The following is a 20,239-nucleotide window of genomic DNA, read 5'->3' on the forward strand; positions in this document are numbered from 1 at the left end:
GCCCACTTGATAGTCCCATTTAACCTAGGTGAATATCATCCGAAATTTACACTAACCAAAAAAAGAAAACATTAAAAATGAGTGTTACTGCAACGTCCGTATGGAACCATTGTTTGGGCTTTATAAAAGACAATATCCAACCGCAGGCATTCAAAACTTGGTTCGAGCCAATTAAACCTGTAAAGCTTTCCGATAACGCCTTGAGTATTCAGGTTCCCAGTAAATTTTTTTATGAATGGCTGGAAGAACACTATGTTAAATTATTAAAAGTAGCTCTCACCAAAGAATTGGGTGAGACCGCTAAATTGGTGTACATCATAAAAATGGAAAACACCTATGGCAATCGTGAACCATTTACAGAAAAAATACCCAGCGCCAACAGATCCAATGTTGAGCCACAGGAATTGGACGTGGCCATAAAATCCAAAAATCCGGAATTAAAAAATCCATTTGTAATTCCAGGCATTAGAAATATTAAGATTGAATCCCAATTAAACCCGAGTTATAATTTCGACAATTTCTTGGAAGGCGATTCCAACAGATTGGCAAGATCGGCCGGTATGGCAGTTGCCAACAAACCTGGAGGAACCTCATTTAATCCATTATTGGTTTTTGGCGGGGTAGGTTTGGGAAAAACTCATTTGGCCCATGCCATAGGTGTGGAAATCAAGGACAAATATCCAGAAAGGACGGTATTATACATTTCTGCTGAAAAATTTACCCAACAATATATTGAATCGGTCAAGAAAAACACCAGAAACGATTTTATTCATTTCTATCAGTTGATCGATGTGCTTATTATAGATGACGTGCAATTTTTATCGGGAAAATCCGGCACACAGGACGTGTTCTTCCATATTTTCAATCATTTGCACCAAAACGGCAAACAGGTTATCCTAACCTCGGACAAGGCCCCTGTGGATATGCAGGATATAGAACAGCGTTTGCTTTCTCGATTTAAGTGGGGTTTATCTGCCGAGCTGCAAACACCCGACTACGAGACCAGGATATCTATTTTAAAAAACAAACTGTATCGTGATGGGGTGGAAATGCCCGACGATATTATAGACTATGTGGCCAAGCACATAAAAACCAATATCAGGGAATTGGAAGGAGCTATCATTTCCTTGATTGCCCAATCTTCCTTCAACAAAAAAGAAGTGACTTTGGAATTGGCCCAATTGGTAGTAGAGAAATTCGTGAAAAATACCAAGAGGGAGGTATCCATAGATTACATTCAAAAGGTTGTTTCCGACTATTTTGAAATGGATGTGGCCACGCTTCAATCAAAAACAAGAAAAAGACATATTGTACAGGCCAGACAATTGGCAATGTTCTTTGCCAAAAAGTTCACCAAAGCCTCATTGGCAAGTATTGGCTCCCAAATAGGAAAAAGAGACCACGCTACAGTGCTGCATGCCTGTAAGACCGTGGACAACCTTGCAGAGACCGACAAGCAGTTCCGCAAATACATAGATGACTTAACAAAGAAGTTCTCTTAACACCTTCGTTGCCATGAGAACCAAAGTCCTTATGGTCTGTTTGGGGAATATATGCAGGTCACCTTTGGCCGAGGGTATTCTTAAAAACAAATTGGATAATAACTCATTCCTTGTCGATTCTGCGGGTACCGCCAGTTATCATATTGGAAAAAAACCCGATAGCAGATCTATATCCATAGCCAAAAAATATGGAATCGACATTAGCCAGCAACGATGCAGGCAATTCTCTGCCAAGGATTTTGAGGAATTCGATCTGATTTATGCTATGGACAAAAGTAATTACAGAAACATAATTGCGTTGGCCAAAAACGAATACGAGATTGCCAAAGTCAATTTATTACTTCATAGATCAAACTTGACCAATAAAGAAATTCCGGACCCCTATTATGGTGGTGAGGATGGATTTGAAGAAGTTTTTCATTTAATTGATTCTGCATGCGATTTGATTGCGCAGGACATTATTCACAATTAATCTAATCCCTATGGACCAAACTATGGGCAATATTGGAAAATTAGTTTTAATCCCAACAACCTTGGGCGATAACGAGCCCTTGGAGGTACTGCCAATATCCATCAAAAGGACCATTGAACAAATTGATCATTACATAGTTGAAAATGAAAAGACGGCTCGACACTTTATAAAAAAGATAAGTTCTAAAAAATCGCAGCCAAGTTTACACATCAACGTACTCAATAAGTTTACGGAACCAGAAATTCTTCCCACATTTTTGGACCCTTGTTTTGAAGGTTTTAATGTAGGCATTATATCGGAAGCGGGTTGCCCTGGAATTGCAGATCCCGGAGCTGATATTGTGGCCATTGCCCATCAAAAAGGAATACAGGTAGTGCCACTGGTAGGCCCCTCCTCTATTCTATTGGCTTTAATGGCCAGTGGACTAAACGGTCAGAGTTTTGCCTTTAACGGCTATTTGCCCATTGAAGCCGGGGATAGAAAAAAAAGTATCAAGAGGTTTGAAAAACTATCCAGGGATTTTGATCAATCACAGATTTTTATTGAAACCCCCTATAGAAATAATAAATTATTGGACGAATTATTAAAAACACTTTCTCCACATACCTTGGTTTGCGTTGCCTGCGACATAACTTTGCCCTCAGAATTCATCGCAACCAAAAAAGCAATGGATTGGCTAAGAACTTCTGTTGATCTTCATAAAAGACCCACTATTTTTATAATTCACGCATAAAAAAACCCTAACAAGATGTTAGGGCCCTTCCATTTTCATAATTACAAATTCTTTAAATTCTAGGATTCTTTTTAGGGGTTACATGGGAAATATCATATCCGGAGAATTTTTTGATGTAGTAAGAAACAGATGACCCAAAGTCATCGTCCACATTTAACTCCCCATAAGACCTTAGATACTTTTTTACGTTCCCCGCTCCTGCCAAATGTGCAGCCGCCAGTATTCCCGATTCCGTAATCTCCTGGCCATTAATGACCATACCAACAAATCTTTTTATATCCCTTCTAAGAATCCATTTGTTTCTGGAAAGATTGGTATGAAATACCCTTTCCTGCAACACTGGATCGTTAAGAAATAAGGTGGCGTTGTAAACACCGAGCAGCTCTAGGGTTCCTATACCAAATTGATACTTTCCTAGATAACCTAAGGCATTGGTCGTAAAATAATTTCCTTGAGATTCCTTAAAGGCCAAAGCCTCTTTAAACCCGTTATAGGATGTTCCTAAAAAGGGTGGCGCAGCCATAGTTGATTTTAAGGTAGTTCTGTGTTTGGGAAACAAAACTTCGGTAGGTCCATTTACTCTAAAAGCCTCGGGAATCACCATTTTAGCTGGTTTAAACCCATAACTCATAAGAATAAAAATCATGATAACGGGGAACAAATAACTTGTCCACTTTCTCATATATTTGTTTTCTTAAGACTTACAACCAAAAAAGGGGTTTGCTTAAATTTCACTTTACAAAGATATGCCCGATTTTTAAAAACAGACCAATTTTAACGCAACTTTGTACAAAATGTTGTGATTATTGGATAAATGACACAGAATTAAGGTTCATTGGTTCAGCGGTTTATCTTTTGACTGTTTATCCATCGGATGTACTGTTCTTTATTGCGGTTATGCTGCGCCAAAGTCTTTGCAAACTTGTGATAACCAAAATCTTCCACATTGGCTACAAAGTAATAATAATCGTGCTTTTCGGGATTTAAAACAGCGTCTATGGCCGAAATATCGGGCATAGCAATTGGTCCTGGAGGCAAACCTGCATACTTATAGGTGTTATAGGGCGAATCCAATTCCAAATCCTTATATAACACTCTTTTTATTATGGTATCAAAATTACCTGTATGTAATTTAACGGCATAAATCACTGTTGGATCGGCCTGGAGCAACATGCCCTTGGACAATCGGTTTAGATACACCCCTGCCACCCTGGGACGCTCATCTACTTTTGCCGTCTCCTTATGCACAATGGATGCCAAGGTAATCACCTGCGAGGGGTTTAAGCCCAGGGATTTCGATTTCGCAATGCGTTCATCGTTCCAAAACCTCTTGTATTCCTTTAACATCCTTTCCCTAAAACCCTCTGCCGAAGTATTCCAGAAAAACTCATAACTGTTGGGAATATACATTGAAAGTGCCGTTTTATCGTTAAACCCGTTGGCTTTCAGAAATTCAGACTCTTTAAAGACACTCAATAAAGCCGTACTATCCGCCTCGATCTGAAAGGAAATTCTACCCGCTAGATCCGATAGGCTCTCCTGATTGTTAAAAGCAACTTTTACGGGAATATTGCCACTTCTTAGCGAATTGACAATATCGTTATTGCCCATCCCCTTTTTTATGGCATATTTCCCTGCTTTTACATTGGCGCTATAGCCCTTTTTATCTGCCGCAGATTCAAACGTATTCAGATCCTTCAAAAGCGGCTCCATAATTGCCTTAACTTCTTCGAAATCCGAATTTGACGGAATAAATACATAGGCCACTTCGTTGTTAAATTGCGTGTTGGGTACAAAGAAGGCCCTATAGACCATATAAGCGAATGCACCACCCACCAACATTCCAGCAATAACGATAACCAGTAAAATTTTCTTTATATACATTAGCCGTTCATCTTTTGAAACAAGATTTCATTTTTAAAAGCTCCATTGGAGTAAATCCAATCCTTTTTTATTCCAACTTTTTCAAACCCCAATTTTGAGAACAAATGTATGCTAGGAGCGTTTTCTTCCAAAACATTTGCATAAACTTGTCTCATTCCCAATACCGAAAAGGCATAACTGGTGAGTATCTCTACGGCTTCAGTGCCAACCCCTTTATTTCTATTTATCTTCTGATTTACAACAATTCCCATTCCCACTCTCAAATTTTTTGGGTCAAAATCAAATAGATCTATTAAACCCAACACCATACCTTTTAGATTGCAAATACACAATCTCAACTGCTTTACCTCATAAATATCCTTATGGGCATTTTCCAGGTAAAGTTGTAACACGTGTTTGGAATAGGGTGAAGTGGTGCCACTTATTTCCCAAATCTCGGGATTATTCTCCAAATCATATAGAAAATCCAAATCCTTGGGCTCCATGGCCCTCAGGTAAATCTGCTCCCCTTTAAGACTCCACATTTATCTCCCCTTTAAAAACGAGTTTAGCAGGACCTGTCAGCCATATTTGATCGTAGCCATTTGCATTGCTCCTAAACTTCACTTGAAGATTACCACCAGGGGTAACAATCTTAACTAAATCCCTGTTTGTCTTGCCCGAATGGTACATGGCCAAGGCAACGGCGGTAACTCCTGTGCCACAGGAAAATGTTTCATCTTCCACTCCCCTCTCATAAGTTCTTACGTTAAAGGTATCTTCCGCAGTCTGATCCACAAAGTTGATATTGCTTCCCTTTTCACCGTACAAACCATAGCGAAGCTTGGCACCTTCCTTGCGGACATCAAAATCCTTAAGTCCGTCAACCAACTGAACATGGTGTGGGGAACCAGTATTGAGAAACAAGGAATTGGACTTTTCCTTTATTTCCCCAACATTCTGCATCTCCAAACTAACGATACCGTTTGCTATTGTTGCATTATGTAGTCCATCTACCGCCATAAATGATGTGTTTTGGTCAACAACCCCCAAATAATGGGCAAAGGCCACAATACATCTGCCTCCATTGCCGCACATGGTACCCTGCCTGCCGTCCGAATTATAATAGACCATTTTAAAATCCGTGTCCTCGTCATTTTCCAATAAAATGAGTCCATCGGCACCAATGCCAAATCTTCTATCGCATAAAAAAGAGACCAGCCCAACGTTTTCCTTAGGAAAGAACTCCTTGCGATTATCAATCATGACAAAGTCGTTTCCAGTTCCTTGGTATTTAAAAAAATTCAGTAGCATATTGTAATTTATATAGCAAATATATAATTTTATTAAGGTTTTATTATCAGTTAAAAACTCGTTAAAGCCAAATAATTGCTATAGAATTGTGTTAATTTTACTTGAGCAAATTAAAAAAATGTTTTTATGAAGAAATTTGGAAGTTTATTATTGGTCTCTGTTTTTGCAGGTGCTATTACTTTAGGTGCTTACAAACTTTTTTTAGAGAAACCAAATTATGCAGTAATACAGGAAGACAACGGGGCTCAGTTGATTTCAACTAGCTATACCCCAACTTCGGCCAAGGGTGCAGGCATTAACGAAGTAGATTTTACTATGGCGGCAAAGAACACCGTAAATGCAGTGGTACACGTTAAAAATGTAGCCACCAGTAAGGGCCCGTCCAATATAATGGAATTTTTCTACGGATATGGCGGAAGTCAAACACCTCAGGTAGGTACTGGTTCGGGAGTAATTATCTCTCAGGACGGTTATATTGTTACCAATAACCACGTAATTGCCAATGCCGATCAACTGCAGGTTACTCTAAATAATAATAAAACCTACGATGCCGAATTGATCGGCACCGACCCTAATTCCGATATTGCCCTGATTAAAATAGATGTGGACAGGCAATTGCCTTATCTAGCTTTTGGGGACTCGGACAACACCAAGGTGGGTGAATGGGTTTTGGCGGTAGGGAACCCTTTTAATTTAACATCTACGGTTACGGCCGGAATCGTTAGCGCCAAGGCTAGGGCATTGGCCAGTTTGGATCAGTCATTTATTCAGACCGATGCGGCCGTAAACCCTGGGAACAGTGGTGGAGCGTTGGTAAATACCAATGGCGACCTTATTGGCATCAACACGGCCATTACCTCTCAAACAGGTTCCTATGTAGGGTACTCCTTTGCGGTGCCCAGTAACATTGCAAAAAAAGTAGTGGAGGACATAATGGAATACGGAAACGTCCAGAAGGGAATTTTAGGTATCAATACGGTTCCTATGAACAGTCCGTATGCCGTTGAAAATGGCATCAATGAAATTGACGGGGTCTATATAGCTGGCGTTGAAGAGGATTCAGGTGCCTATGACGCAGATTTAAAAGAAGGAGACATTATTAAGAACATAGACAATGTTGAAATTCACAAATTTTCAGATCTAATAGGCTATATAGCTTCCAAAAGACCCGGCGACGAGCTTTTGGTTACAGTGTTGCGCGGTGATGAGAGAATGGAATTTCCGGTCATGCTTAAAGAACGGCAAACAATCATTATTCCTGTTTTGGGCTTTGAAGTTAAAAACCTGACTGAGGATGAGAAGAAAGCCTTTAAGACTAAAAAAGGGGTTAAAATTATAGGAGTGCCCGAAACCTATAGAAATTATGGATTTGAAGGCAAAGTTTTGCTTTCCTTTGGTGATGAAGAAATCAACAATATCCAGGATGCCAAAACCAAGTTCGGTAGAATTTCTAGGTACGATAGGGCAAGTATTACCATGTTGAATAAAAAAGGTGAAAAAGAACGGCTGATAATACAATAAAAACCCATGCACAAAATAAAAAGCGCTCTGAAGGGAGCGCTTTTTTTATACCATAAATTTTTACGAAAACGTTTGAAATATATACTTTTACCCAAAATCCAACAAATCAAGATCAACCTATGAGCGCTATTAAACTTTACGAAAAGGAATTGGCCTTTCAAGCAGACAGAAGGAAAGCTACCACCGAGTTCATTAAAATTGCAAGTGATTTATGGTACGACAAGTCCATAGAAATTGTTCTTTTTAAAAACCAGGTCATAGACAAAAACGTGAGCGACATTATAAACCTACATGAATATGCCTGCGAATTTGTTCAAAAGCCAATATCCATATTCGATTCGGTCGAAATATTGCGAACTATCAATGATATACAGCTACCTCCTTCAAAATTGGATATAGGCAAACTTACCTATGAATATCATTCGGATGAGAATAATTATAGCAATGTAAAAGCCTTTGCCCTGGACAAGCTAAAAAGTGCCAATTCCAGAAACGGGATAACACCCAAAGATGTGGTATTATATGGTTTTGGTCGAATTGGTAGATTATTGGCCAGGGAATTAATGGCCAAAACCGGCAAAGGAAATCAGTTGAGGCTAAGGGCGATAGTTACCCGAGGTACACTTACACCGGAAACTTTGGAAAAGAGAGCCAATTTATTGCGAACAGATTCGGTGCATGGACAATTTATGGGAACTGTGGACATAGACTTTAAGAACAAAGCTATGTACATTAATGGAACAACTGTACATATAATAGAGGCCGATAATCCTGAAGACATTGATTACACCCAATACGGAATTGCCAATGCACTGATAATAGACAACACAGGGGCCTTCAGGGACAAAGAAGCCTTAAGTAGACACTTAAAATCCACAGGTAGCAGCCAGGTACTGTTGACAGCTCCAGGCAAAGAGATTCCCAATATAGTCCATGGGGTTAACCATATGGAATTTGATCCGGACACCAACAATATATTTTCTGCCGCCTCTTGTACTACAAACGCAATAACCCCTATCCTGAAAGTGGTGGATGATTCTTTAGGAATAAAAAAAGGACATATAGAAACCATCCACGCCTATACCAATGATCAAAATTTGGTTGACAATATGCACGGGAAATACAGACGTGGCAGGGCGGCAGCCCTAAATATGGTCATAACGGAAACCGGCGCAGGAAAAGCAGTGGCCAAGGCCCTTCCGCAACTAATGGGCAAATTGACATCCAATGCCATTAGGGTACCGGTGCCCAATGGATCTTTAGCGATATTGAATTTGGAGATCAACAGCAAGACTTCAAAAGCGGCATTGAACACCATAATTAAGAAATATGCCCTGGAAGGCGATTTGGTGGAACAAATAAAGTATTCCTTAAGCAATGAATTGGTTTCAACAGACATTGTTGGGACTTCTGCACCTGCCATTTATGACAGTACTGCAACCATTGTATCGGAGGATGGAAAGAATCTAGTACTATATATTTGGTACGATAATGAATTTGGCTATTCCCACCAAGTAATCCGCCTTGCCAAATACATTGCCAAGGTTCGCAGGTACACCTATTATTAAAATTTTATCAATATATAATAATATACTAAATTGTGGGTTATTCTATTTAGTTAAGACGCTTGGTATCCTTTTTTTAATAATTGGGATTATTAAAGTATTTTAGCCCTCTCTAAATCATTATTAACAATAAGAATTACATAAATGAAAATTTCGAAATTACTCTTTATCGTAATGGCTCTATTGTCATTTAACCTACACTTTGCACAGGAATCCGAGGAGGACGATAAACTTTCCTTGGACCAGGGGCCCATTAGTTCCCAATTCGAATATATCTCCCAAAAATCAGGCAATTACAGGGCCGACGGGGTAAGATATGAAGTGGTAAAGGAGTTTAACTTGGGAAAACTCAGGCAAAATGTGTTGGATTCTATCAATGCATTCAACAAAAAAGTGAATGAGCTCAATGGCACCATTGCAGGACATGTTGCAACGATTGAATCGCTGAACAAAAAACTGGAAGAGACTACCAACAACCTTACCCAAGTAACCGAAGAGAAGGATAGCATGTCTTTCCTAGGTATTCTGGTGGCCAAAAGCACCTACAATTTTATTCTTTGGACCATTATAGCGGTGCTTTTACTGTTTTTATTATTTTTCATCTATAAATTCAGAAATAGCAATATTCTTACCCAGGAAGCCAAATCCACGCTTGCAGAAGTGGAAACCGAATATGAGGATCATAGAAGAAGGGCATTGGAAAGGGAGCAAAAAATTAGTAGACAGCTTCAGGACGAGATCAACAAGCATAAAAAATCCAAATGATCTTACGTTAAACGTTTGGATTTTTCCGAATGAAATTTAAAAAGCTCCTATTTTAGGAGCTTTTTCCTTTAGTCCCGTAGGCAATGGCAATCAATCCAAACAAAATAGCTCCAAGGATTGTGTCTATTTTTACTACTTTTGAGCCCGCCCTATAAAAGGCATTAACTGTTACCGATTTTCCCATGCGAATAGATATAATTACCGTAGTTCCAGAAATACTTAAAAGTCCCTTTGAAGCTTCCATTTTAAAACGAGCTATAGATAAAGGGGTTGTTGAAGTGCATTTGCACAATTTAAGGGATTATACGGACAAAAGTTACAATCAAGTAGATGATTATCAGTTTGGGGGCGGCGCAGGAATGGTCCTGATGATAGAGCCCATTGACAAATGTATTTCAACCTTAAAAAGTCAAAGGGAGTATGATGAGGTCATCTATATGACCCCTGACGGAAAAACTTTGAATCAGAAAATGGCCAATAGCTTGTCTTTATTGAATAATGTAATTATACTTTGTGGCCACTACAAGGGTGTGGACCAGCGCGTAAGGGACCTATTTGTTACCAAGGAGATATCTATAGGCGACTATGTCCTTTCCGGGGGCGAATTGGGAGCTGCCGTGCTATGTGATACGGTCATTAGATTAATACCGGGAGTATTGAACAATGAAACCTCGGCGCTTACCGACACCTTTCAGGATAATTTACTAGCTCCGCCTGTATATACCAGACCAGCCGAATATAAGGGCCATAAAGTACCGGATATTCTATTGAGCGGGAATTTTCCGGAAATAGAAACATGGAGGGAGGACGAAGCGTACAAAAGAACGGAGCAGCTTCGCCCGGACCTACTTAATGACTGAGTTTGGAACCTATGTATCTTTGGCCTGCCTAGGCACGAAATTGGGGAACGGGAAATGTTTGATTACCATTGGTTTCACTTAAAGGAATAAAATATATTAAGACGGTTTTTCTGAAGAATTTTAATGATAAAAAACGCTTAATCACTTGTAAGTTATAAATATTAGATTAATTTTGCACTCCATTATATCAACCTCTGACGATAATCGTGAAAGTTGGTTTAAGTAAATCATAATAAAAAACGATGGAAGAGTTATTAAAATTTGTAGAAAACGAATTTATTCCTAAAAAAGATTTTCCAAACTTTTCAGCTGGGGACACTATTACTGTGTACTATGAAATTAAGGAAGGTGAAAAAACAAGAACACAGTTCTTTAAAGGTGTTGTTATTCAAAGAAGGGGAACTGGAGCTACCGAAACATTTACTATCCGTAAAATGTCTGGTACTGTAGGTGTTGAGCGTATTTTTCCAATAAATATGCCAGCACTGCAAAAGATAGAAGTCAATAAAAAAGGTAAGGTTAGAAGATCACGTATTTTCTACTTTAGAGGTCTTACCGGTAAAAAAGCTAGAATTAAAGAGGTCCGCTCTTAATAAGCTTTTGGAATATATAAAAAAGCATCCCTACCGTGGTAGGGATGCTTTTTCATTTATAAACATTTGTTCAAAACAATAGTTCATAATATGTTGATAATAAAATTGTTACAAAATTTGTTTATTACATAAAATTTCCCTAATTTTAAAATGTGGCTGGTAATTCGTTAGGCGGATTAATGAATGTCACATAGAGTTTACGTTCTTTATCTCATTGTTATTTGTCCTTCTATAATGTTTTGCATTATAGATTGCATTCTAGCTATTTGACTTGCTTCTGTAAGTTGATAGTTTTGTGAGTATTGTGATATTATTGATGTAACATCTAGGTTGTACATCAAAAATACCAAATATTTAAACATTGAGGAGAAACAGCTTTATCACTTGGTTGCAGAATTAAGGGTAAAATGTTTCAAACGTTGAAATAGCGACGCAAATGCAATCAATGGTTGCCGTTTTGTAAAAAACAAAACAACAAGTTTGTAAACTATTTCTAGAAAGCCATATCAAGGTAGTTATACAATGATATGGCTTTTATTTTTTATATAATATCAACTTCAACATATAGAATTTTACCCCCTCTACTTTCCTAGTGCAGATTTAGTCAATATTATAGCGCTTCCCTGTTTATTTGGCATTTTTAAAATTGTATATTTGCTCCGCTTAAACTTAAAAAACAAAATTATAATGCCAAAAATTTTATATACCAAAACAGACGAGGCCCCTGCATTAGCAACACAATCATTTCTACCTATTATTAAGGCATTTACAAAAACAGCCGGAATTGATGTCCAACTTAAGGATATTTCCCTGGCGGGTAGGATTATTGCTGTATTTCCAGATTATTTAAATAAGGAACAGCAGATTTCAGACGATTTGGTAGAATTGGGAAATTTGGCCAAAATGCCCGAAACCAACATTATAAAACTTCCGAATATTAGTGCTTCCGTTCCGCAATTAAACGAAGCTATAGCGGAATTACAAAGTAAGGGATATAACATTCCGAACTATCCGGACAACCCAAAAAACGATGTTGAGAAAGATGTTAAGTCTAGGTATGACAAAATTAAGGGAAGTGCAGTGAATCCAGTTTTACGCGAAGGAAATTCGGACCGTAGAGCGCCCAGGGCTGTTAAAAATTATGCAAAAAAGCATCCCCATTCCATGGGTGCATGGAGTCCAGATTCCAAAACACATGTAGCTACCATGACTCAAGGCGATTTTAAATCGAACGAGAAATCCATTACCCTGAAAGCACCTACCGCTGTAAGAATAGAACTTACACAAAGAGATGGTACCAAGTCTTTACTTAAAGAAAGTATTAAACTTCAGGAGGGAGAAATAATAGATGCCACTGTTCTTAACAAAAATGCACTGATAAAATTCCTTCAGGAACAGGTAAAAGACGCCAAAGAACAGGGTGTTTTGTTTTCCGTGCATTTGAAAGCTACGATGATGAAGGTATCGGACCCTGTTATTTTTGGTCACGTAGTAAAAGTATTCTTTGCCGATGTATTTAAAAAGCACAGCGCTACTTTTAAGGAAATTGATATCAATGCCAATGATGGGCTAGAAATTTTACTTAAAAAAATAAAAAGTCTTCCCGATTCCGAAAGAAAGCAAATAGAATCCGATATCGAGAACACTATCAATCAAGGTCCCGCCCTAGCCATGGTAAATTCCGATAAAGGAATCACCAACTTACATGTACCAAGTGATATCATTATTGATGCCTCTATGCCGGCCATGATTCGTAATTCCGGTAAAATGTGGGACGCCAATGGAAAGGCCCAAGATACCAAAGCAGTAATCCCAGATAGTAGCTATGCCGGAATTTATACCGAGACTATTAACTTTTGTAAAGAGCATGGTGCCTTTGACCCAACAACCATGGGGACAGTACCCAATATAGGATTAATGGCCCAAAAAGCAGAGGAATACGGTTCCCATGACAAAACCTTTGAAATAAAGGCCAATGGTAAGGTTTCCGTAGTGGACATCAATTCTGGTGATGTTCTAATTGAGCACAATGTAGAGGAAGGTGATATTTGGAGAATGTGCCAAGCTAAGGATGCACCTATCCAAGACTGGGTTAAACTGGCCGTATCCAGAGCAAGGGCTACCGATATCCCTGCCATATTTTGGCTGGATGAGAACAGGGCCCATGATATGGAATTGATCAAAAAAGTAAATACTTACTTGGCACACCATGATACTACAGGTTTGGACATAAGGATAATGTCTCCAAAAAAAGCTACTGTATTTACGTTACAAAGACTTAAAGAAGGTAAGGATACCATATCTGTATCCGGTAATGTGCTGAGAGATTACCTAACGGATCTTTTCCCAATTTTGGAAGTAGGTACCAGTGCAAAGATGTTATCCATTGTACCACTTATGAACGGTGGCGGCCTTTTTGAAACAGGTGCAGGTGGTTCGGCCCCCAAACACGTGGAACAGTTCTTGTCTGAAGGCCACCTTAGATGGGACTCTTTGGGAGAATTTTTGGCCCTCGGAGTATCTTTGGAATTCTTCGGTGAAAAAAATAACAACAGTCAAGCTACAGTCCTTGCAGATGCTTTGGACAAGGCTACGGAACAATTTTTGGAAAACGACAATTCCCCTTCAAGAAAAGTTGGTGAACTGGACAATAGAGGAAGCCATTTTTACCTAGCCCTATATTGGGCCAATGCGTTGGCTGAACAGAATAAGGACCAGGAACTGAAAACAATTTTTACACCTATTGCCGAAAAGCTTTCTAAAAGTAAGGATGAAATATTAAAGCAGTTGAACGATGCTCAAGGTTCCCCTGTGAATATTGGAGGTTATTATTTGCCAGATGCAGATCTTATAAGCAAGGCCATGAGGCCCAGTACTGCCTTCAATTCCATTTTGGAATCCATTTAAACGAATTTCTTTCATATTTAAAATGACCTTTTCAACTTATGAAAAGGTCATTTTGCTTTAAGAGATCGCAAACTTTTTTTTCCTCAAGGAAAATATCGATACATTTAGGTAAAAAATGCTTTAAATGGGAAAAATTACAAGTTTGCCGTTTTATATACTGATACTATTTTCCACTAATCTATTTTCTCAGGAACGGTTTACCCTGAGCGGTACAATAACAGAAATAGCCAGTAACGAGACACTTATAGGTGTTACTGTTGCTGTTCCAGCCTTAAGTACAGGTGTTATTACCAATGAATACGGTTTCTATTCCATTACGTTACCAAAGGGAAGCTACGAGCTGCATATAAGCTCTCTGGGCTACCAAGATATTATCCAAACTATTGATCTGTCCTACGATCAAAAAATTAACTTTCAATTGCTTGAAGACGCCGAGCAATTACAGGAAGTAGTGGTTACGGAGGATATTGAAAAATTAAATATCCGAAAACCTCAAATGAGCGTTAATTCACTTTCTGCAGAAACCATAAAAAAAATACCGGTAATTCTGGGCGAAGCAGATATTATTAAATCCATACTTCTTTTACCTGGAGTAAGTAACGCTGGCGAAGGGGCATCAGGCTTCAACGTACGGGGAGGTGCGGTAGACCAAAACCTTATTCTCCTGGACGAGGCCACCATTTTTAACTCCTCCCACCTATTTGGTTTCTTCTCCGTTTTTAACCCAGATGCCATAAAGGATGTTAAATTATTCAAAGGAGGTATACCCTCGCGTTACGGAGGCAGGGTTTCCTCTGTTCTGGAAATATTTCAGAAAGAAGGAAATAGCAAAGAATTAAAGGTTAACGGTGGCATTGGTGCCGTTGCCAGCAGGCTTTTAGCCGAGGGACCAATAATAAGGGACAAAGCAGCTTTCCTAATTGGTGGCAGGGCATCCTATGCACATTTGTTCCTACCGCTTTTCGACATAGACAACACAGCCTATTTCTATGACCTAAATACCAAGTTAAACTTTAAATTAAATGAAAGCAATAACATTTTTTTCTCCGGCTACTTTGGACGGGATGTTTTTTCCATAAGTGAAAGTTTCGTGAACACCTATGGCAATGCGGTTCTTAATTTCCGATGGAACCATTTGTTTTCGGACAAATTATTCTCCAATTTATCCTTGATATATTCCGACTATTATTATGGCTTAAAATTGGATTTTGTAGGATTTAAATGGAATTCAGGAATTCAAAACTTTAATCTGAAATACGATTTCAAGCACTATTTGAGCAATAATTTTCAAGTAAACTATGGCATTAACAACATTTATTATCGGTTTAACCCGGGCAAGATAGAACCTAGTGATTCGGAATCGGGAATAATCGAAAATCAGTTGATCCAAAAATACGCCAACGAATTTGCGGTTTATGTGGATATTGAACAGAACATTACGGAAAAATTGAGTTTACAATATGGGTTACGTCTTAGCAATTTCATACGCTTGGGACAGGATGAATTAAATGTATATGAAAATGACAATCCGGTAAGCTTTGATCCCGTTCTACAGATATACAAGGAGGCCGACCCAATAGATGTAATCTATCCCGAACGCAGGGAACAACTTGCAACCTTTACAAATTTGGAACCGCGTATAGCACTAGCCTATTCCCTAGACGCCAATAATTCAATAAAAGCCAGTTACACTAGGTTGGCCCAATATCTCCACTTAATTTCAAATACGAGTTCCCCTACCCCTCTAGATGTTTGGACCCCAAGTGGTCCCTTTATAAAACCACAACTATTGGATCAATATGCTGTAGGATATTTTAAAAATCTGAATGACGGAGACTATTCCTTGGAAACCGAAGTTTTTTATAAGGATATCCAAAACAGAATTGATTATATAGACGGGGCCAATTTGATTGCCAATGATGCTATAGAGCAGGTAATCCTGAATGGAGAAGCAAGGGCTTATGGGTTGGAGCTGCTTCTTAGAAAAAACCGGGATAGATTTCAAGGATGGTTGGCCTACACCTTATCCAAATCGGAACAGAGGACCCCTGGAAGAAATGCCTCGGAAACAGGCATCAATTCAGGAAGTTGGTACAACACTCCCTACGACAAAACCCATGACGTATCCCTTTATGTAAATTATGAATTGAACGAAAAGTGGAGCTTTAACAGCAATTTTGTATTCCAAACAGGTCAACCTACCAATTATCCCATTGGCCAATTCGAATTCCAAAATTTAGCAGTGCCCTATTACGGACTTAGAAACAAAGAGCGACTGCCAGCTTATCACAGAATTGATTTTTCCGCTACACTTACCCCCCGAAAAAATAAGGGTAGAAAACTAAAAGCGGAATGGGTTTTTAGCCTTTATAACCTGTACAATAGAAGAAATGCCGCCTCTATCGGTTTTAGTCGAAATGGGGACACGGGCGTGAACGAAGCAGTCCGGACCTCAATTTTTGGATTAGTACCCGCCGCCACCTATAACATCAAATTTTAAAGAAATGAAGTATATTATAATTTTAATCTCGTGTCTTATAACTTTTGGCTGTCAGGACGTAATTGAGGTAGACCTTCCTACTGAAGAACCCAGATTGGTTATCGATGCCTTGATCCGATTGGAGGATATGGACAACCCATCCGTATTGGTCCAAATAAAGGCCAGTTTAACAAGTTCATTCTTTGAAGAGGTAATGCCCGCCCAACTACAGGAAATCACCCTCACAAACAAGGAATCGGGAGCTATTTTAACCTTGGTAGAATCCGTTCCCGATACCGGCGTTTATGAAAATGAATGGGATTTGGAAGAATTGACCCAAGGAGAATTGGAACTCAAGGTTGAATATGATGGCCAATCCTATTTGGCCAAAACCAAATTTGTGCCTACAGTTCCCTTGGATTCCCTGGAACAGGGAACCACTACCTTGTTTGGAGATGATGAAACAGAAGTAATTATTACTTTCACAGATGATGGGGACAGGGAAGATTACTATTTATTCGATTTTGATTTTGGGGAGTATTTGGTTAGTGAAGATGAATTTTATCAGGGAAAGCGATTTCAGTTTTCATTTTTTTACGACAGTAATTTGGAAGATGAAAGATTGGTTACCATTAGTATTTTAGGTATAGATCAGGACTTTTTTAATTATATGAACCAATTGATTCAACAAAGTGGAGCGGATAACGGTCCTTTTAGCACCCCCGCCACAACGGTTAGGGGAAATATTATAAATGTCACCGGTACCGCGGAAAAAGATAATTTTGCCTTAGGCTATTTTGCCATATGCCAAGCTTATTCGGATACCCTTTTGATAAAAAAATAATCTATATTATTAAGACCATCCCCAAGATGAAAACTATGAGAACAAATAAAGCACTATTATTAAAAGGATTAAAATACATAGCTTATACCATTGCCCTTATGTTTACTGCCCCGGTAGTAATATACCAAGCCTTTAAAAATCAAGCCCACCCACTTTATTGGCCAGTCTTGATTGTAGGTCTTATTCTAGCCATTGCAGCCATTACTATGGGCTTTTATAGTATTAAATTGATTATGGATGCATTGTTCAACAAGGACAACAAGCAAGACTAAATTTCACCTTTGGTTATCACCTAAACCAAGCCTCCTACATAAAGTCAGACCCCGATATTTTGTATCTACTTGAAAAACTCCGACACCTCACATAAAAATTAGTTCAATTTAATCTTTCTGTTCCCAAATCATCTTCCAAATAAAATTGAACTGGTCCTGATTGGAAAAATGGTTATTTTCGTATTTAAAATTTAATTAAATGACCTTATTTGTAGATATGGACGAGGTGTTTGCCGATGCGTTTAATGCGCATATAACACTGTACAATGCCGAATTTAATGAAAACCTAACGGAAATGGACTGTATGGGACGAGAGGTTTGGCAAAGTGTTCCTGTGGAACGCCAATACAGCGTAAGGAACCATGCCAGAACAGACGGCTTCTTTCGCGCTCTTGAACCCATAAAGGACAGTCAAAAAGTATTGAAGGAACTATCCAAAAAATACGATCTATATGTAGCCTCCGCGGCCATGGAATATCCCAATTCGTTAAGGGAAAAAAGCGATTGGTTGGATGAGCATTTTCCTTTTATCCATTGGAGAAATAGAATCCTCTGTGGAAGCAAGCATATTTTAAATGGAGATATTTTAATTGATGATCGAAGTTACAATCTGGAGCATTTCCAGGGAAGAAAAATATTATTTACCTCCCCTCATAACATTCATACCACGGGATACGAACGTGCCGACAATTGGTTGGAAGTAGGGAATTTACTGCTATAAATTTTAAAGTGTCCGAGATAAAGGCAATGTAGCAATTACCCAATGTACCGATTGCCTAATGTATCTATTAGGCGATTTGGAAATGGAATGATTAATAATATAATAAGGCGTAAATACTTACTTTGTAGGTTTTTTAAATAATTATGAATCTTGGGGGCCAAAAAAATTAAGCGCCTTAAAAAGCGTTGATGAAAGCCATTATTTTGAGAAGTAATAAATCTGTTCAGTGAATACCATTGTTAGGCACTGGCTTTTATTCCATCATTTTGTCGAAAGCCTTATCAAATTCTGCTTTCCTCTCCGTAGAAACGTTTTCATACATTATTATCCGTCCAGCTATCGATTCTTTTCGTGAGTGTTTTTCTTCGTCAAAGAGTTGGGAAAAATTCAATTCAGCGTTTTCTCCACACAGAACAGAAATAATACTTTTATCTGCGTAACTGTAGTATTCCATAAATCCATCTCCGTAGTACTGTCGATCACTCTTTGTCCGGATCAATCCCAAAAGTTGTGTGTGAATTACAAAAAGATATGCCTGACCAGCTCAAGTTAGTGTTCTGTTCATTTTTTGCATCGCCCAAAAAACGAACCAAAAAACGCTAGGCTGATTTTAAATTTCTTTAAATCCACGCAATTTCCACAGCCGCGCCGCCCAGGCCGCTTTCACTAAGGTGAAATGCTCTATGGACGGCTTCCCACGACCAGTGTGAAAACCACTCGATTTAAGACGAAATTGAAAATAGGCCGGTCCTTTCGTTCCGTCGACCGTCATGTGGGGATAAGTCATTTTCCGTTATTTAATACCTTTGGGCATTGTCCTCAAGGTCTATGGTTCGGCAGTTCTTCTTCCGTAGTGGAGATGGCATGGCCGTTAAGAATTATTGAAGCCTTGGAAATAATTTAGGCCATGGCATCGGTCCTTAAAATCCTAAGATTTTAGGGGCCACCTAGCGAAGAAGGGTCTTTTCTCCTGCCCGACGGCAAGGCGGGTTTGTTTCGTTTTATTCATGGCCTTTCTATTTTATAATAAGGTATTCATGAACCTCCTACGTCGGTTTCATTGGAAAGCAAAGAAATCGAAGATTCACGAAATCCGATAAAAAACAATAACAACCAATTGAGTAAAATGAAAGAATTATTTAATCGTTGGTTTTTCTAGATTGCTCCTATTAATTAAAACTATTGTTCAAAAAACATGAGTGATCCTATTAATCCTAATTTTTACATAAACACAACTATTGTTCTTGACCCGACAATTTGATGATTTGAAAATGTAGGAAATGAACAATCAATCAATGTAGCAATATATCAATTGATGGATTTGGAAATTAATGGATCTGATGAGTTGAAGATGGGCCGATTTGGAAATGTAACAATGAATCGATGCAACAGTGTACCAATCTTTTGATGTGTAAAATAATAATGCCATCGGCGTGGCCTGTGTTGGATATGGCACAAAAAAAAGTCCCCCCATCGTAAGATGGAGGGACTTCAAAAAAAGGCGGCGGCCTACTCTCCCACTTGGTGTAGCAGTACCATCGGCGCAGACGGGCTTAACTTCCCTGTTCGGAATGGTAAGGGGTGGGCCCCGTCGCCATGGCCACCTAAAATCGTCGATGTTTTTCCATGGCCCCAGGGCCATGGTCCGCCCGAACTGCATTGCAGGGCGGGCCACCTAAAAACTTCTATACTTTAATGTCCGGTACCCGACAGCGGATGCTGAGCGTAGCCGAAGCATGACATAATAATGGGACAGGGCGGCCGTTGCGGTCGCACTTGGGTAAGGTAATCTACAGGAAACGCGTATTTAAAAAAAGGTTTGTCGCGT

18 protein-coding genes and 1 rRNA gene are annotated in these 20,239 nt (G+C 38.9%); 13 read left to right on the plus strand and 6 right to left on the minus strand.

The window, feature by feature from the left end; all coding sequences use genetic code 11:
• The first annotated feature begins 77 nt into the window (after positions 1–77).
• The 3 genes from dnaA to B9Y87_RS09550 are packed head-to-tail and all read left to right on the plus strand — an operon-like array spanning position 78 to position 2,707.
• A complete protein-coding gene (gene dnaA / locus B9Y87_RS09540; RefSeq protein ID WP_072864817.1) occupies positions 78–1,502 on the plus strand; it encodes a chromosomal replication initiator protein DnaA in 1,425 nt (474 codons plus the stop codon).
• A gap of 13 nt (positions 1,503–1,515) precedes the next feature.
• Entirely contained in the window at positions 1,516–1,974 is a 459-nt protein-coding gene (locus B9Y87_RS09545) for a low molecular weight protein-tyrosine-phosphatase (RefSeq protein WP_085498425.1), read from the plus strand.
• Between the two features lie 10 nt (positions 1,975–1,984).
• Positions 1,985–2,707 (plus strand): SAM-dependent methyltransferase, encoded by a 723-nt coding sequence (locus tag B9Y87_RS09550; RefSeq protein WP_085498427.1) that lies wholly within the window; start codon positions 1,985–1,987, stop codon positions 2,705–2,707.
• A 52-nt stretch (positions 2,708–2,759) separates the two neighbouring features.
• Here B9Y87_RS09550 and B9Y87_RS09555 read toward each other — a convergent pair whose 3' ends face one another.
• The 4 genes from B9Y87_RS09555 to dapF form a co-directional block, all read right to left on the minus strand.
• Entirely contained in the window at positions 2,760–3,389 is a 630-nt protein-coding gene (locus B9Y87_RS09555) for a hypothetical protein (protein WP_085498429.1), read from the minus strand.
• Positions 3,390–3,547: 158 nt separating this feature from the next.
• Positions 3,548–4,591 (minus strand): endolytic transglycosylase MltG, encoded by a 1,044-nt coding sequence (gene mltG, locus B9Y87_RS09560; RefSeq protein WP_085498431.1) that lies wholly within the window; start codon positions 4,589–4,591, stop codon positions 3,548–3,550.
• Entirely contained in the window at positions 4,591–5,115 is a 525-nt protein-coding gene (locus tag B9Y87_RS09565; RefSeq protein WP_085498433.1) for a GNAT family N-acetyltransferase, read from the minus strand. Before B9Y87_RS09565 ends, mltG begins: the two co-directional genes overlap by 1 nt.
• A complete protein-coding gene (gene dapF, locus B9Y87_RS09570; protein ID WP_085498435.1) occupies positions 5,102–5,884 on the minus strand; it encodes a diaminopimelate epimerase in 783 nt (260 codons plus the stop codon). The genes B9Y87_RS09565 and dapF overlap by 14 nt, the downstream gene beginning before the upstream one ends.
• A 126-nt stretch (positions 5,885–6,010) precedes the next feature.
• Here dapF and B9Y87_RS09575 point away from each other — a divergent pair, with 126 nt between their 5' ends.
• From B9Y87_RS09575 to B9Y87_RS09585, 3 genes are all read left to right on the plus strand, one after another.
• Positions 6,011–7,405: a S1C family serine protease gene (locus B9Y87_RS09575; RefSeq protein WP_085498437.1), complete on the plus strand. Its 1,395-nt coding sequence runs from the start codon at positions 6,011–6,013 to the stop codon at positions 7,403–7,405.
• A gap of 119 nt (positions 7,406–7,524) precedes the next feature.
• Complete coding sequence (locus B9Y87_RS09580) at positions 7,525–8,973, plus strand: glyceraldehyde-3-phosphate dehydrogenase (RefSeq protein WP_085498439.1); 1,449 nt, start codon at positions 7,525–7,527, stop codon at positions 8,971–8,973.
• A 141-nt stretch (positions 8,974–9,114) separates the two neighbouring features.
• Positions 9,115–9,735: a tRNA (guanine-N1)-methyltransferase gene (locus B9Y87_RS09585; protein WP_085498441.1), complete on the plus strand. Its 621-nt coding sequence runs from the start codon at positions 9,115–9,117 to the stop codon at positions 9,733–9,735.
• A 52-nt stretch (positions 9,736–9,787) separates the two neighbouring features.
• Here the strand turns inward: B9Y87_RS09585 and B9Y87_RS22300 are convergent, their stop codons facing one another.
• Positions 9,788–9,919: a hypothetical protein gene (locus tag B9Y87_RS22300; protein ID WP_262483176.1), complete on the minus strand. Its 132-nt coding sequence runs from the start codon at positions 9,917–9,919 to the stop codon at positions 9,788–9,790.
• Between B9Y87_RS22300 and trmD the strand changes: the two genes are divergently transcribed.
• From trmD to B9Y87_RS09620, 7 genes are all read left to right on the plus strand, one after another.
• The gene (gene trmD / locus B9Y87_RS09590; protein ID WP_085498443.1) at positions 9,918–10,595 is read left to right on the plus strand and encodes a tRNA (guanosine(37)-N1)-methyltransferase TrmD; all 678 of its coding nucleotides are present in this window, start codon (positions 9,918–9,920) and stop codon (positions 10,593–10,595) included. The genes B9Y87_RS22300 and trmD overlap by 2 nt on opposite strands.
• Before the next feature lie 242 nt (positions 10,596–10,837).
• The gene (rplS, locus tag B9Y87_RS09595; protein WP_031444555.1) at positions 10,838–11,188 is read left to right on the plus strand and encodes a 50S ribosomal protein L19; all 351 of its coding nucleotides are present in this window, start codon (positions 10,838–10,840) and stop codon (positions 11,186–11,188) included.
• A gap of 687 nt (positions 11,189–11,875) precedes the next feature.
• Complete coding sequence (locus tag B9Y87_RS09600) at positions 11,876–14,095, plus strand: NADP-dependent isocitrate dehydrogenase (protein WP_085498445.1); 2,220 nt, start codon at positions 11,876–11,878, stop codon at positions 14,093–14,095.
• Between the two features lie 124 nt (positions 14,096–14,219).
• On the plus strand, positions 14,220–16,595 hold the full coding sequence (locus B9Y87_RS09605; protein WP_085498447.1) for a TonB-dependent receptor: 2,376 nt from the start codon (positions 14,220–14,222) through the stop codon (positions 16,593–16,595).
• 4 nt (positions 16,596–16,599) lie between these two features.
• Positions 16,600–17,418: a DUF4249 family protein gene (locus B9Y87_RS09610; protein WP_085498449.1), complete on the plus strand. Its 819-nt coding sequence runs from the start codon at positions 16,600–16,602 to the stop codon at positions 17,416–17,418.
• A 35-nt stretch (positions 17,419–17,453) separates the two neighbouring features.
• The gene (locus B9Y87_RS09615; protein WP_085498504.1) at positions 17,454–17,690 is read left to right on the plus strand and encodes a DUF6095 family protein; all 237 of its coding nucleotides are present in this window, start codon (positions 17,454–17,456) and stop codon (positions 17,688–17,690) included.
• 199 nt (positions 17,691–17,889) lie between these two features.
• The gene (locus B9Y87_RS09620; RefSeq protein ID WP_085498451.1) at positions 17,890–18,411 is read left to right on the plus strand and encodes a 5' nucleotidase, NT5C type; all 522 of its coding nucleotides are present in this window, start codon (positions 17,890–17,892) and stop codon (positions 18,409–18,411) included.
• Between the two features lie 1,496 nt (positions 18,412–19,907).
• Here the strand turns inward: B9Y87_RS09620 and rrf are convergent.
• Positions 19,908–20,019: ribosomal RNA gene (rrf, locus tag B9Y87_RS09630) — 5S ribosomal RNA — on the minus strand.
• Positions 20,020–20,239: the final 220 nt, after the last annotated feature.

This window comes from Arenibacter troitsensis (assembly GCF_900177645.1).
Classification (GTDB): Bacteria; Bacteroidota; Bacteroidia; order Flavobacteriales; family Flavobacteriaceae; genus Arenibacter; species Arenibacter troitsensis.

What these genes read in the sequence shown, in the direction of transcription:
- B9Y87_RS09585 (WP_085498441.1), top strand. Translation starts at nt 9,115, where the DNA reads ATGAAAATTTCGAAATTACTCTTTATCGTAATGGCTCTATTGTCATTT.
- B9Y87_RS09605 (WP_085498447.1), top strand. Translation starts at nt 14,220, where the DNA reads ATGGGAAAAATTACAAGTTTGCCGTTTTATATACTGATACTATTTTCC.
- B9Y87_RS09555 (WP_085498429.1), bottom strand. Translation starts at nt 3,389, where the DNA reads ATGAGAAAGTGGACAAGTTATTTGTTCCCCGTTATCATGATTTTTATT.
- trmD (WP_085498443.1), top strand. Translation starts at nt 9,918, where the DNA reads ATGCGAATAGATATAATTACCGTAGTTCCAGAAATACTTAAAAGTCCC.
- B9Y87_RS09620 (WP_085498451.1), top strand. Translation starts at nt 17,890, where the DNA reads ATGACCTTATTTGTAGATATGGACGAGGTGTTTGCCGATGCGTTTAAT.
- mltG (WP_085498431.1), bottom strand. Translation starts at nt 4,591, where the DNA reads ATGTATATAAAGAAAATTTTACTGGTTATCGTTATTGCTGGAATGTTG.
- B9Y87_RS09580 (WP_085498439.1), top strand. Translation starts at nt 7,525, where the DNA reads ATGAGCGCTATTAAACTTTACGAAAAGGAATTGGCCTTTCAAGCAGAC.
- B9Y87_RS09545 (WP_085498425.1), top strand. Translation starts at nt 1,516, where the DNA reads ATGAGAACCAAAGTCCTTATGGTCTGTTTGGGGAATATATGCAGGTCA.
- B9Y87_RS09575 (WP_085498437.1), top strand. Translation starts at nt 6,011, where the DNA reads ATGAAGAAATTTGGAAGTTTATTATTGGTCTCTGTTTTTGCAGGTGCT.
- B9Y87_RS22300 (WP_262483176.1), bottom strand. Translation starts at nt 9,919, where the DNA reads ATGGGAAAATCGGTAACAGTTAATGCCTTTTATAGGGCGGGCTCAAAA.
- B9Y87_RS09600 (WP_085498445.1), top strand. Translation starts at nt 11,876, where the DNA reads ATGCCAAAAATTTTATATACCAAAACAGACGAGGCCCCTGCATTAGCA.
- B9Y87_RS09615 (WP_085498504.1), top strand. Translation starts at nt 17,454, where the DNA reads ATGAGAACAAATAAAGCACTATTATTAAAAGGATTAAAATACATAGCT.
- dnaA (WP_072864817.1), top strand. Translation starts at nt 78, where the DNA reads ATGAGTGTTACTGCAACGTCCGTATGGAACCATTGTTTGGGCTTTATA.
- B9Y87_RS09610 (WP_085498449.1), top strand. Translation starts at nt 16,600, where the DNA reads ATGAAGTATATTATAATTTTAATCTCGTGTCTTATAACTTTTGGCTGT.
- B9Y87_RS09550 (WP_085498427.1), top strand. Translation starts at nt 1,985, where the DNA reads ATGGACCAAACTATGGGCAATATTGGAAAATTAGTTTTAATCCCAACA.
- dapF (WP_085498435.1), bottom strand. Translation starts at nt 5,884, where the DNA reads ATGCTACTGAATTTTTTTAAATACCAAGGAACTGGAAACGACTTTGTC.
- rplS (WP_031444555.1), top strand. Translation starts at nt 10,838, where the DNA reads ATGGAAGAGTTATTAAAATTTGTAGAAAACGAATTTATTCCTAAAAAA.
- B9Y87_RS09565 (WP_085498433.1), bottom strand. Translation starts at nt 5,115, where the DNA reads ATGTGGAGTCTTAAAGGGGAGCAGATTTACCTGAGGGCCATGGAGCCC.